Annotated in this window: 11 protein-coding genes and 1 pseudogene; 6 read left to right on the top strand and 6 right to left on the bottom strand. The window is 58.7% G+C overall.

What is annotated here, in order from left to right; translation table 11 throughout:
• Positions 1-5: 5 nt before the first annotated feature.
• Positions 6-1,529: an L-piperidine-6-carboxylate dehydrogenase gene (amaB, locus tag BUC32_RS06140; RefSeq protein ID WP_407695242.1), complete on the bottom strand. Its 1,524-nt coding sequence runs from the start codon at positions 1,527-1,529 to the stop codon at positions 6-8.
• Between the two features lie 132 nt (positions 1,530-1,661).
• Between amaB and BUC32_RS06135 the strand changes: the two genes are divergently transcribed.
• A complete protein-coding gene (locus tag BUC32_RS06135) occupies positions 1,662-2,081 on the top strand; it encodes an Lrp/AsnC family transcriptional regulator (protein ID WP_073250718.1) in 420 nt (139 codons plus the stop codon).
• A gap of 1 nt (position 2,082) precedes the next feature.
• Here the strand turns inward: BUC32_RS06135 and BUC32_RS06130 are convergent, their stop codons facing one another.
• The 5 genes and pseudogenes from BUC32_RS06130 to BUC32_RS06110 all read right to left on the bottom strand — a co-directional run bounded on the left by BUC32_RS06130 (position 2,083) and on the right by BUC32_RS06110 (position 6,124).
• Positions 2,083-2,466, bottom strand: coding sequence for a carboxymuconolactone decarboxylase family protein (locus BUC32_RS06130; protein WP_073250716.1), 384 nt, complete (start codon positions 2,464-2,466; stop codon positions 2,083-2,085).
• A 16-nt stretch (positions 2,467-2,482) separates the two neighbouring features.
• Positions 2,483-3,223, bottom strand: coding sequence for a sulfotransferase-like domain-containing protein (locus BUC32_RS06125; RefSeq protein WP_073250714.1), 741 nt, complete (start codon positions 3,221-3,223; stop codon positions 2,483-2,485).
• Positions 3,216-4,040: an aspartate racemase/maleate isomerase family protein gene (locus BUC32_RS06120; RefSeq protein ID WP_139280651.1), complete on the bottom strand. Its 825-nt coding sequence runs from the start codon at positions 4,038-4,040 to the stop codon at positions 3,216-3,218. The genes BUC32_RS06125 and BUC32_RS06120 overlap by 8 nt, the downstream gene beginning before the upstream one ends.
• A 108-nt stretch (positions 4,041-4,148) precedes the next feature.
• Positions 4,149-5,240, bottom strand: a pseudogene (locus BUC32_RS06115) (aromatic ring-hydroxylating oxygenase subunit alpha).
• Positions 5,237-6,124, bottom strand: a complete 888-nt coding sequence (locus tag BUC32_RS06110; protein ID WP_073250711.1) for a MurR/RpiR family transcriptional regulator — start codon at positions 6,122-6,124, stop codon at positions 5,237-5,239. Before BUC32_RS06110 ends, BUC32_RS06115 begins: the two are co-directional and overlap by 4 nt.
• A 72-nt stretch (positions 6,125-6,196) precedes the next feature.
• Between BUC32_RS06110 and BUC32_RS06105 the strand changes: the two genes are divergently transcribed.
• From BUC32_RS06105 to BUC32_RS06085, 5 genes are read left to right on the top strand one after another with little or no spacing between them, the layout of a single operon-like run.
• Positions 6,197-8,653, top strand: a complete 2,457-nt coding sequence (locus BUC32_RS06105) for an FAD-dependent oxidoreductase (protein ID WP_073250709.1) — start codon at positions 6,197-6,199, stop codon at positions 8,651-8,653.
• Positions 8,650-9,732, top strand: a complete 1,083-nt coding sequence (locus BUC32_RS06100; protein ID WP_245815137.1) for an alcohol dehydrogenase family protein — start codon at positions 8,650-8,652, stop codon at positions 9,730-9,732. The genes BUC32_RS06105 and BUC32_RS06100 overlap by 4 nt, the downstream gene beginning before the upstream one ends.
• Positions 9,729-10,322, top strand: a complete 594-nt coding sequence (locus tag BUC32_RS06095) for a dimethylsulfonioproprionate lyase family protein (RefSeq protein WP_073250707.1) — start codon at positions 9,729-9,731, stop codon at positions 10,320-10,322. Before BUC32_RS06100 ends, BUC32_RS06095 begins: the two co-directional genes overlap by 4 nt.
• Positions 10,323-10,326: 4 nt before the next feature.
• Complete coding sequence (locus tag BUC32_RS06090; protein ID WP_073250705.1) at positions 10,327-11,433, top strand: mandelate racemase/muconate lactonizing enzyme family protein; 1,107 nt, start codon at positions 10,327-10,329, stop codon at positions 11,431-11,433.
• Positions 11,430-12,533 (top strand): mandelate racemase/muconate lactonizing enzyme family protein, encoded by a 1,104-nt coding sequence (locus BUC32_RS06085; protein WP_073250704.1) that lies wholly within the window; start codon positions 11,430-11,432, stop codon positions 12,531-12,533. Before BUC32_RS06090 ends, BUC32_RS06085 begins: the two co-directional genes overlap by 4 nt.

Raw genomic sequence — 12,533 nt, 5'->3', positions numbered from 1 at the left:
TGTCCTCAGATATCGAACTTGATGCCCTGCGCGAGGGGGAGTTCGCGGGAGTAGTTGATGGTGTTGGTTTGGCGGCGCATGTAGGCTTTCCAGGCGTCCGAGCCGCTTTCGCGTCCGCCACCGGTTTCTTTCTCGCCGCCAAATGCGCCACCAATTTCTGCACCTGATGGGCCGATGTTGACGTTGGCAATGCCACAGTCTGATCCGGCCGCCGACAGGAAGGTTTCGGTTTCGCGTACATCGGTGGAAAAGATGCAGGACGACAGGCCTTGGGGCACATCGTTTTGCAAGGCAATCGCCTCGTCGAGGTCTTTGTATTTCACCACGTAGAGGATTGGGGCAAAGGTCTCGTGATGCATGATCGCGCTTTGGGTGGGCATCTCGACAATCGAAGGGTGTACATAGGCCGCATTCGGGAAATCATCGCCAAGCGCCTGACCACCGCCGTGCACGGTGCCGCCTTCGGTTTTGGCCTGCTCCAGCGCGCGTGCCATCGCGGTCATGGCTTCGGTATCGATCAGCGGTCCAACCAGAGAGCCGTCCACCAAGGGGTCACCAATCGGCAGGCCCTGATAGGCTTTGACCAGGCGCGGGATCAGCGCATCATAGATGTCTTCGTGCACGATCAGACGGCGCAGGGTGGTACAGCGTTGACCGGCGGTGCCGACGGCCGAGAACACGATCGCGCGCAGGGCCATTTCCAGATCGGCCGAGGGCGCCACGATCATCGCGTTGTTGCCACCCAGCTCCAGAATGGTGCGGCCCAGACGGGTCGACATGTCCCGCGCCACGGCCTGGCCCATCGGCACAGACCCGGTCGCGGAAATCAGTGCGACGTCTTTGGAGGCGGTCAGCGCCTCGCCCAATTCCCGTTCACCAACAAGGGTTTGGATCAGGCCCGCCGGGGCGTCGTCACCAAAGTCTGCCATCACGCGTTCACAAATCACCTGCACCGCCAGGGCGGTCAGCGGGGTTTTCTCGGACGGTTTCCAGATCACCGGATCGCCGCACACCAAGGCAAGTGCTGCGTTCCAGCACCAGGGCGCGACCGGAAAGTTGAACGCCGTGATCACGCCACATGTGCCCATCGGATGCCAGGTTTCGCGCATCGCGTGGCCGGGGCGTTCCGAGGCAATGGTCAGACCATAAAGCTGCCGGGAGAGACCCACGGCAAAGTCACAAATGTCGATCATTTCCTGAACTTCGCCCAGACCTTCCTGATAGATCTTACCGCATTCCAGCGTCACCAGACGGCCAAGGTTTTCCTTTTCCCGGCGCAGTTCTTCGCCCAACAGGCGCACCAGCTCACCCCGACGCGGCGCCGGTACCAGACGCCAGGACTTGAACGCTTCTTTCGCGGCCGCAATCTGTGCCTCGGCGTCCGCCACACTGTGCGTCGCAAGGCTGGCAATCAGGCTGCCATCGACCGGGGTGTAGACGTTGAGCGACCCGGCAGAGGTGGTCGCTTCGGAAAGACCGCAGGCGGTCAGAATGTCGGAATGGGTCGGCATGAGATCAGTAAGCGGCATGTGGCAATCCTTTGTGCTCGCGGCGTGGCTGTTTGGGCCAGTCTCCACGTTCGCTGCGTCAAGCAGAATGCCAATTCTTATTGCAAAAAGGGAAATTTATGTCATTTAGGCAGGGTCTATGAGGAGGCTAGAATGGATGATCTGGACCACAAGCTACTGCATTTGTTGACAAAAGATGCGCGTGCCTCGGTCACCGACCTTGCGCAGGCGCTTGGAGTGTCACGCGGCACGATTCAGAACCGGATCGACAAGCTGTTGCACACCAAAGTTATCAATCGCTTCACCGTGGAATTGGGTCAGTCCGAAGAGGATCACCAGATCAGCGCGCTGACGCTGATCCGGTTAAAGGCGGATGACGGTCGGGTGACCCTGGCAGCCTTGCGACGCATCGATGCGATCAAAGACATCCACACTTTAAGCGGCAATTTCGACATTGTCGTCGAACTGCGCACGTCGTCCCTAAAGCGGCTGGACGGTATTCTGGATCAAATCCGGGCCTTGCCCGAGGTGGCGGAAACGCAAAGCCAGATCCGCCTGTCCTCGGCGCTTTGACTTAGTCTTTTTCAAGCACCCTGCGGGCGACACGAAAACACTCAACCCCTTGGGGCACACCACAATAAATCGCGATGACATGGATGATGGCGCGAATTTCCTCTTCGCTCACGCCATTGGTCACAGCGCCCTTGAGGTGAATTTCCCATTCGTGCATTTTGCCCAGAGCGCCAATCATGGACAGGTTCATCATCGACCGGGTTTTGGCGTCGATTACGTCGTCCCCCCAGCCAAAGCCCCAGCACCATGCCGTCATGGCCTCTTGAAAGGGGCGGGTGAAATCATCAGCAGCAGCGAGGTTTTTCTCGACATATTCCGCACCCAGCGTGCCCTTGCGTTGCGCGAGCCCCTTCAGGAACAGGTCTTCATCAAAGAGGTCAGCCATGGGTGTTTTCCTTGTACTACAGGGTGATGCGATGTGCGTAGAGGTGATCATAATGCGGTTTCATGCGCCGGTATACCTGGCGTACACGGTCCGGCATTTCGGATAATTCGACATATTTGCGTTTTTGCGGAGTGAGGCCGGTGGATTTCGCAAGGTTGCCGTGAAACGATCCACCATCCCACCAGCTGTGCGCCGAAGGGTCGCCGCCGGGTTCCCAGGTAAGCGCCTCTGGGATAAAGGGAATTTCGACCGAATTGCAAAAAGCCTGTGTGATTTCGTGTGGGTTTTCCAGAAGGTCACCGCTGTCGATCACCAGCGGAGGCGAGCCGTTCAGTGCCCAAAGCAGATCGAACAAAGCGCGCTGTTCGGGAAATCCGACCTCGCCTTCGTGAAAATCCGGCCACTTGGCGTACATCGACGTGATGGTCAGCGCGGGATCGCGGATCAGACAGGCGTGGGTGAAATGCACAAGGAACGCAGGCGTCCACATGTGGTTGATATAATGTGGAAAATCCTTAACGAAGACCGGTCCACCTGCGGCGCGACGCTGGATGTCCTGCCAGACCGTATCCAGCGTCAGACCCGGGGTTGTCACCTCTCCAGGGCCAAACCGATGCCACATGGGATCTTCACCCTGATACCATGCCTCGCCAAAGGGTTCGTGCAGGCAGTCCATGTCGCCGCGCTGGCGCATCATCCGCTCAAACGCGGTAGAGGTCGAACGGGGGACAGCCCAAAGGGCGACGATTTTATGCATTGAGACTTTCTAGAAGCTGTCCTTGCGGGGTCGCTGGGCCAAGCCCCAAACTCTTGAAAATACGCCAGTAAAGCGCGGTGTCATGGCCGATGACAGGCTTGCCCAGCGCGGCCTCGAGAGTGCGGGTCAAGTGCAGGGGGCGTTGCGGCTGACCACCCGGGCCAGAGCGGAAATTGCACATGCCATTGATCAGGTAGGCGTCGGCATTTGGCGCTTGCTCAGCGACATAAGTGAATGATTTCATGGCAAGATCACCGTCGAACACCCAGCGGCAATCGTTTACCGCGTCCTGATCCGCAAACCATCCCTGATCGTGAAAGTTGCCCGCCCAGAGCACGTCAAACCCGGCCTCGCGCAGGAACCCAACCGTGCCCTGCCACCATGCGGGCCAGTGGTAAGCGGCGTTCAACGCCACCTTTTCAACGTTCAGTTCGCGCATGGCTTCGACCATGGCGTAACCCGCCATATGAAACTTAACTCCTTGTTTTTCCGAGAGTTTTTCGCAGTGTTCACGGATGCCCTCGACGCCCAGACCGCTGGCATGCACCCAGTTTGATCCCACCTGTCCAGCCACATCGACGCCATTGCGGGACATGCAGTGCACAAAATCGTCCAACATGCCAAAGTTCTGTTTTCGTTGATCAAGCCCGTGTTTGTAGTCGGGCGCATGCAGCATCCAGCCATGAACACCAACACTCTCGGGCGCCATGCGTAAGAAATCAGAAGGGGCTGCGTCATAGTCAAACGGAGGACAGGTAAAACCCACCTGATGCGGGAACAACTTGTGTTCGGGGCGCCATTGAGAGGGCATTAACATTCGCGCGTTTCCTGTGAAAAAGGGTGAAAATGACCAGTTTGTACAAAAATCTGAGGGGGAATAACCAGTTTGTACAAAATGCTCACCCCGGTTTTCTAAAGGATTTGTTTACGTCTCCACCGCCTCGCGCATCCATTGCTGGAGCGTACGGATCGAGTGTTCGGAACTCACACCGCAGCTGGGATCAACCACCAAGGGACCGGGACGGTAGCCTTTGGACTTCAGCCCGCGCTGCACGCTTTCGACCAGAACGATGTCTTCTTCCACGGTGGTTTCGCGATCCTGAATAGCGAGGTCGCGGATCATCTGATCCTCAATGCCGTCAACCGTAAATCAGCCGCGCCAGACGGTGCAATTGTCGACGTCGTCCGCGCGCCAGTGATAGGTGTTCAGCACATTACCGGGGTAGCATTGAAACGAGAACATCGGCCAGAGATACCAGCTTTGGTAGTCGCCCGCATGGGGCATCGAGAGGTCGATGGGGTAGGTCATCTTTTCCACCGGCTGACATTCAGTGATGTGGCGCAGCACATAGCCGCCCCCGGCGTCGGGTTGAATGTCATAGGTTTCGGGTTTGACCACGCCCTCGGCAAAGGTCGCGTGGTTCATCGGGCAGTGGTAGCATTCCGAGTAGTTTTCAACCGAGACTTTCCAGTTGCATTTCTCGGGGCATTCCACCCATTCCAGCGATGCCAGATCGCGGATGTGGGGGACGTATTCCGCGATCTCGGCGCGCACGCCGGGGTACCAGTCATCCATCGGGGCGGCGTCATCGTCGAGGTTCACAAACAGGAAGCCGTGGAAATCTTCCGCGCGGACCTCGGTCAGGCAAATCTCGGATTTATCAAACCCCGGCACCGATTTGATGTTTGGCCCCGCGCGCAGGCCGCCGGTCAGCTCGTAGGTCCAGGCGTGATAGGGGCAGACCACGACGCGGGTGTTGCCTGCCCCTTGCACCATTTCATGGGCGCGGTGCTGACAGACATTGTAAAAGACGCGCACCACCTCGTCACGGCCACGAATGGCAAAGAGGTTTTGGTCGGCGATGGTAAATGCAAAGTAGTCGCCCACGTTAGGGATCTGCGACATATGGCCGGCGAACTGCCAAGTGCGCGATAGAAGCCCCTGCATTTCATTGTCGAAAATCGCAGGGTCAGTGTAGTAACGGGCGTCCAGTGAATGGGTCAGAGGTGCATTCATGACGGATCCTCATGGTAAATGCCGAGCTGATGGCGGCGTTGGTGGAATTTTTCGACACGGGTCACGATCTCGGGCGAGGCCGAGGCGATGACGAAGCTGAGCAGTGTTTCCAAAAGCGCGATGGTTGAAACGGATGAGGGGAAGAATTGCGGCGTGTCTGCGGCCACAACAAATCCATAGTCTGCTGCCCGGATGATGGGCGAGGCCAGCGAGTCCGAGATGCCGACCACGCGCATGCCCTGTTCTTTGGCGACCTGTACCGCTGAAACAACCTCTTGACGGTAAGGGGCGCAGGTGATGGCGATCAGCACGTCGCGCTCATCCGCCCATGCAATGTCATCAATCGGGGTCGATCCTGCGCGTGGGATGGCGTGAAACTGCACCATGCCGGTTGAGGCCAGATAGGTAAAGTTGCGGGCGTTCGAGTTGTTGACCCCGACCCCCAGCGTGAACACACGTCGCGACCCCCAGATGGTTTCTGCGGCGGCGCGCAGATCTTCCTCGGCGATGCCTGCAAAGGTTTCTTCGATATTGCGCAGGGCGCTGGTGACCATATCCGCATAAAGTCCACCCAACGCGCCCTGTTTGCGAATATCCTGAAGCCAGCGGGCACGATCGGGGAAAGACGCCTGTCCACGGCGGATTGCCTCGCGGAAGGGTTCGCGAAAATCGTCGTAGCCTTCGAATCCCACCTGACGGGCCATGCGCACCACGGTGTTGGGTTTGACCTGTGCCGCCTCGGCAATTTCACGAACAGTGCTGACCCCCACATCACGCGGGTTTTCAAGCACATAGCGCGCGACTTTTTGCGCTTCGGGGGTCAGGTCATCCCATTCTTGGGAGAGGCGGGTCAAAACGGTATTTGATACATTTGTGTCATTCATGATTGATGATGGTGCAAATGATTGCTTAGCCTGTCGAGAGGAATTGCGACTCAGGGCGACAGGAAGAATTCGATGTCCAAAAAAGACCTTCCATGCCACGCGCGTGTTGTCATCGTTGGTGGCGGCGTGATGGGCGTGGGGTTGGCGTATCATCTGGCTCACGAAGGTTGGGGTGAGGATACGGTTCTCTTGGAAAAGGCCGAGTTGACCAGTGGGTCGACATGGCATGCGGCGGGGCAGATCACCCATTCAACCAGCTCGTTCAGTCTTGGCAAATGTGTGGACTACAACATCGGGCTTTATGCTGGTGGGCTTGAGGCCGAGACCGGTCAGGCCGTGACATGGCATGGCTGCGGGTCATTCCGGCTGGCCTATACGGAAGATGAGATGGACTGGCTGCGCCATACGATGTCAGTGACGCGATCTTTGGGGTTCAATATTGAATTGGTTGGCCCCGAGCGGATTGCCGAGGTGCACCCGTTTTACAACCTTGACGGGGTGTTGGGTGCGCTTCACACGCCGGACGACGGCCATGTCGACCCCACCAATGTGACCATGGCGCTGGCTGCAGGGGCGCGGGCCAAGGGGGTGAGGATCATTCGCCGTTGTCGCGCCACCAATATCACACAAGGTGATAGTGGCGAGTGGGTGGTGGAGACCGAGCAGGGCACGATCATTTGCGAACATGTGGTCAATGCCGGTGGCACCTATGCGCGGCAAATGGGGGAATGGTCGGGGCTGCAATTGCCGATGACGTCGATGACGCATCATTATTTTGGCACCGAACCGGTGCCAGAGTTTGTCGTGTTGGACCAAGAACTGCCGGTGATCCGCGATGATCGCAAGGTGTCGGGTTATATCCGGATGGAGCAAAAGCGCGGGCTGATCGGGATTTACGAGAAAGAGAACCCCAACACAGTGTGGGAAGATCATTGCCCTTGGGAGGCCGAAAACGAGCTGTTTGATGCAGATTATGACCGGGTTATGCCGTGGCTGGAAGAAAGCCTGAACCGGATGCCGATCTTTGCTGATCTGGGTATTCAGCGCGAAGTGCATGGCGCGATCTCGCATCCCCCCGATGGCAATCCGCTGATTGGGCCCGCGCCGGGTGTGCGAAACTACTGGTGTTGCTGTGGGACGCAGATCGGCATTGGCTGGGGTCCGGGGCTGACGCGCGAGTTGGCGCGGTGGATGGTGCATGGGGCGGCGGATATTTCGATGCGCGACTATGACCCGCGCCGTTTTGGCAGCTATGCCACCAAGGACTGGCAGGTGGTGAAGGCCAAAGAGGACTACTGTCTGCGCCATGAAATCCCGTTTCCGCATTTCAACCGGTTGGCCGGGCGGCCTGTTAAGCCATCACCGTTGTATGAGCTGCTGAAAGCCCGCGGGGCTGTGTATGAAGAGGTTTACGGCTTTGAGCGTCCGCGTTGGTTCGCGCGGGATGGTGTTCCGCAAGAGGATCAGTATTCGTTTCGCCGCAACGGCGTGCATGACATGGTCAACGCCGAGGTGAAAGCGGTGCGCGAGGCTGTGGGATTGATGGATGTGACGGCCTTTACCAAGGTCGAAGTGTCGGGGCCGGATGCCTATGCGCTCCTCGATCGGCTGACGGCCAATCGCATGCCCCAAAAGGTTGGGTCCATCACGCTGACCCATATGCTGAACCGGGCCGGGCGGATTGAGTTGGAAACCACCATCGTGCGCATGGCCGAGGATCGGTTCTATTTGGTTTGTGCGGCGTTCTTTGAGCAACGTTTGTTGGACCATCTGACCCATCAGCGTGACAACGAGGACGCGACGATTTCAGCTCTTTCGGCGGATTGGTCAGCCTTGTCTCTGAATGGCCCAAGGGCGCGGGATGTGTTGGGGTCCTGCACCGAGGCGGATCTGTCCAATGCGGGCTTTCGCTGGTTGTCAGCCCAGCAAATCACCGTGGCAGGCCACAAGGTCTGGGCGTTCAGGATGTCTTACGCGGGTGAGCTGGGCTGGGAATTACATATGCCCAATGCCGCCTGTCTGGATGTTTACACCGCACTTTGGGCTACGGGCGAGGCACACGGCATTCGAGAATACGGATCGTTTGCGATGAACGTGATGCGGATGGAAAAAGGCTTTAAAGGCGCCGGGGAGTTGACCAACGAAGTTACGCTGGCCGAGGCGGGTGTGTTGCGGTTTGCCCGCGACGACAAAGACTATCTGGGACGTGATAAGGCGCTGAACAAGGACCTGCCATGGGTCTGCGCCTATCTGGAAATTGAGCCGGATGGCGAGGTTGATGGCCATGGCGGAGAGGCGGTTTTGCGAGATGGTCAGGTTGTGGGGTCCACGGCGTCTGTAGCCTTTGGGCCGACGGTCGGTAAAATCCTTGCCTTTGCTTACGTGAAACCAGAGGCCGCCACGCCGGACACGGACCTTGAGGTTGTCATTCATGGCAGCCCCCGCAAGGCGCGTGTTCTGGGCGCGCCTGCTTATGATCCTCAAAGCCTGCGACCGCGGGCGGATATTGAAAAGGAAGACACCGAATGAACTTGCCAGAGAAAATGCGCGCCATGGTCACGATGGGCCACGGCGGTCTGGAGCAGATGCAATTGCACGCCGATTGGCCGCGGCCATCCCCCAAAGCAGGTGAAGTTTTGATCCGGGTGGGGGCTTGCGGCTTGAACAACACGGATGTGAACACGCGCTCGGGCTGGTATTCAAAGGCGGTGACAGACGCGACCACGGGCGATGCCTTTGACACGGTCAGCGAAGACGACCCAACGTGGGGCGGCAACCCAATCACATTTCCCCGCATTCAAGGCGCAGATGTCTGCGGGCATATCGTGGCTGTGGGCGACGGGGTGGACCCTGTGCGCATCGGGGAGCGCGTGATCACCGACAACTGGCTGCGCGACGAAAGTGACCCTGATAATAAGGACAAAACCGGCTATTTCGGTTCTGAGTGTGATGGGGGATTTGCGGAATACACTGTCATTCGGGCAAGCAATACGGTCGCTGTGCAGTCGGATCTCAGCGACGCAGAGCTGGCGACGTTTTCCTGTTCCTATTCCACGGCCGAGGGCATGCTGACTCGTGCCAAAGTGACCGACAAAGACACGGTTCTCGTGCCTGGTGCTTCAGGTGGTGTGGGTGGCGCGGTGGTGCAGCTGGCCAAGCGACGCGGGGCGCGGGTGATTGCGCTGGCGTCTGAGGCCAAGCACGGGGATGTGGCGGCATTGGGGGCGGATATGGTGCTGCCACGCGGGCCGGATGATTTGCGCGCCGCGCTGGGCAAAGAAAAAATCACTGTGGTGGCGGACGTCGTCGGTGGGCCGTATTGGCCCAACTTGATTGATATTCTGGAACGTGGCGGGCGCTATACCTGCTCGGGGGCGATTGCAGGACCCATGGTCGAATTTGATTTGCGCACGTTTTATCTGCGCGATCTGACCTTCACAGGTTCGACCGTGATTGACCCTGAGGTGATGGCCAACCTTGTGCGCTATATCGAGGCCGGAGACATCCGCCCGGCATTGGCGGCAACCTATCCACTGGAAGATCTGCGCGAGGCTCAGGCCACGTTTATCGCCAAGAAACACACAGGAAACATAGTGGTGACACCATGAGCAGACCCATCTTTGACACGCTTCTGGATGTGGCGCGAAAAGCCCATCAGGCCAGCACGGAAATGACCGCGTTTTGCCCGTTTCCCGATGATATCCGGGCCACCGAAGCAACGGCTTTTCACATTCCGGCCAGTGATCTGTTTCAGGCTGAAACCGGATTGTTCACCGATCACCATGATGATTTTCGCAAGGCGCTGGTTGCTGCCGCGCCGTATGTCAGGTGGCGCGAAACCTATAAAGGCACGGACATCGGGCAGGATTTTCTGGATCGGTTTGGCTGTTACTGTCTGATCGGCCCGGATGCGCCGTTTCACAGCGATCAGATGTTTTGCTGGATGGTCTATATGCCGCCCGGTCTGCATTATCCGTGGCATCATCATCCGGGCGAGGAAATGTATCTGGTGCTGGGGGGCGAGGCCGAGTTTTTCCGCAAAGGGGCTGCGGACGAGACGCTGCGCAGTGGCGATGTCTGTCAGCACGGATCGAACCAGCCACATGCGATGGAAACGTTTGAACATCCCGTGTTGGCTTATGTGGTCTGGCGCAACGGGTTTGCCACGCCCCCGGTTTTGACCAAGGACGAAAGGTAGACCATTGAAAATCACGCGTATCACTGTGTTTCACGTCGATCTGCCGCTGGAGCATCCCTATTGGCTGTCTGGTGGGCGGCTAAAGTTCGAAGTGCTGGACGCCACGCTGGTCAAGGTCGAGACCGACACAGGTCTGACCGGCTGGGGTGAAGGCACGCCTTGGGGGCATACTTATGTGCCAGCGCATGGCCCCGGTATTCGCGCCGGGATTGAGACGATGGCGTCGTTTGTTCTTGGCCTTGATCCGCGACGGGTGCTGGATGTGGAACGCGCCATGGATTTGGCACTGCCCGGGCATCTTTATGCCAAATCACCAATTGATATGGCCTGTTGGGATATTGCAGGGCAGGCGGCGGGGGTGCCGATTGCCGATCTGATGGGCGGCGGGTCGCGTACGCCGCGCCCGATTGCGTCGTCGGTGGGCGCAAAAACCGTGGAGGAAACCCGCGCGGTGATGGAGCGCTATCGTCAGCGGGGCTATGTGGCGCATTCGGTGAAGATTGGCGGCGATGTGGAGCGTGATATTGCCCGTATTCATGACGTCGAGGACATCCGCAAACCCGGTGAAATTGTGCTTTATGATGTCAATCGCGGCTGGACCCGACAACAGGCATTGCGGGTGATGAGTGCAACCGAGCATCTGAATGTGATGTTTGAGCAACCCGGAGAGACGTTGGATGATATTGCCGCGATCGCAGGCAAACACGCAGCGCCTGTGTCGGTGGACGAAAGCCTTGTGACGTTGCAGGATGCGGCCCGCATTGCCCGCGATGGATTGGCCGAGGTGTTTGGCATCAAGCTCAATCGTGTGGGCGGTCTGACCAAAGCCGCAAGGATGCGCGACATTGCGCTGGCACATGGCATCGACATGTTTGTAATGGCCACCGGGGGGTCAGTTCTGGCCGACACCGAGGCGCTGCATCTGGCGGCGACAATCCCGGATCACAACTGTCACGCGGTTTGGGCCTGCCAGGACATGCTGACCGTGGACATCGCCGGTGGACGGGGGCCGCGCAACATTGATGGCCATCTGCATTTACCCGAAGCTCCAGGGTTGGGGGTGCATCCCGATGAGAATGCGCTGGGCGATCCGGTGGCGCTCTATTCATGAAGATCAACCGCATATCGGTGTGGCATGTGCCGCTGACCAGCCACGAGACCTATTACATGTCGGATGGCAAAACCTGTGACACGGTGGAAAGTGTGGTTGTTGCGCTGGACACGGAGACTGGGGTGACGGGCTGGGGCGAAGTCTGTCCGATCCCGCACTATTTGCCAGCCTATTCGCGCGGTGTGGCGCCGGCGTTGCAGGAAATGGCGCCGGTTCTCTTGGGCGCGGATCCGGTGGGGCCAGAGGCCGTGATGGCCCGCGCCGAGGCGCAGTTGCAAGGGCACGTCTATGCCAAGTCGGCGTTGGATATGGCGTTGTGGGATATCACGGGCAAGGTGGCCGGGCTACCTTTGTATTGCTTGTTGGGCGGACGTCAGGCGGGTCGCATGCCGCTTTATCATTCGATCACCTGTGTCGCGCCGGATGAGATGGCGCGGATCGCTGTGGATGCCCAGGCGCAGGGGATCACCCAGTTTCAGGTCAAACTGGGCGCATCAGGTGATTGGCAGACGGATGTCGAACAGCTGACCAAAGTGCGCGAGGTCGTGGGGCCGGGGCCTTTGGTATACGGAGACTGGAATTGCGGTGCGACATCGCTGGACGCCACCCGCATAGGCCGGGCGGTCGCGCATCTGGATGTGATGCTGGAACAACCCTGTGCCACGATCGCGGATTGCACGCGGGTGCGGGATGCCACGGGATTGCCGATGAAACTGGATGAAAACGCCCATAACACCGCCAGCCTGTTAGAGGCGCACGCGGCGGGCTGCATGGATGCGGTGGCGATAAAGTTGTCCAAGTTTGGCGGCCTGTCTGCCAGCCGTATCGCCCGTGATCTGTGCCTTCACCTCGGTGCTAAGATGTGTGTCGAGGACACATGGGGGTCGGATATTACGACCGCTGCAGTATTGCATCTGGCGGCCAGCACGCCGCCAGCGCGGCTTATGAACACCTGCGATTTGTCGGCCTATGTAGCGCCGCGTATTGCACCGGATTGCCCAGTGCGTTCCGACGGCCAGATCGCGCCGCCCGAAGGGGCGGGGCTTGGAGTGACGCCGGATCGGGCGCTGTTGGGCGCGCCAGATATGGTTTTGGAGTAA

Origin of the sequence: Shimia gijangensis (assembly GCF_900142085.1) — a bacterium.
GTDB lineage: Bacteria > Pseudomonadota > Alphaproteobacteria > Rhodobacterales > Rhodobacteraceae > Shimia > Shimia gijangensis.
Note: the sequence above shows the minus strand (reverse complement) of the source record. Positions and strands in the feature narration are given on the sequence as shown.

Coding starts and splice junctions, on each gene's coding strand:
- amaB (WP_407695242.1), bottom strand. CDS start 1,529: ATGCCGCTTACTGATCTCATGCCGACCCATTCCGACATTCTGACCGCC.
- BUC32_RS06120 (WP_139280651.1), bottom strand. CDS start 4,040: ATGTTAATGCCCTCTCAATGGCGCCCCGAACACAAGTTGTTCCCGCAT.
- BUC32_RS06105 (WP_073250709.1), top strand. CDS start 6,197: ATGTCCAAAAAAGACCTTCCATGCCACGCGCGTGTTGTCATCGTTGGT.
- BUC32_RS06130 (WP_073250716.1), bottom strand. CDS start 2,466: ATGGCTGACCTCTTTGATGAAGACCTGTTCCTGAAGGGGCTCGCGCAA.
- BUC32_RS06125 (WP_073250714.1), bottom strand. CDS start 3,223: ATGCATAAAATCGTCGCCCTTTGGGCTGTCCCCCGTTCGACCTCTACC.
- BUC32_RS06095 (WP_073250707.1), top strand. CDS start 9,729: ATGAGCAGACCCATCTTTGACACGCTTCTGGATGTGGCGCGAAAAGCC.
- BUC32_RS06085 (WP_073250704.1), top strand. CDS start 11,430: ATGAAGATCAACCGCATATCGGTGTGGCATGTGCCGCTGACCAGCCAC.
- BUC32_RS06110 (WP_073250711.1), bottom strand. CDS start 6,124: ATGAATGACACAAATGTATCAAATACCGTTTTGACCCGCCTCTCCCAA.
- BUC32_RS06100 (WP_245815137.1), top strand. CDS start 8,650: ATGAACTTGCCAGAGAAAATGCGCGCCATGGTCACGATGGGCCACGGC.
- BUC32_RS06135 (WP_073250718.1), top strand. CDS start 1,662: ATGGATGATCTGGACCACAAGCTACTGCATTTGTTGACAAAAGATGCG.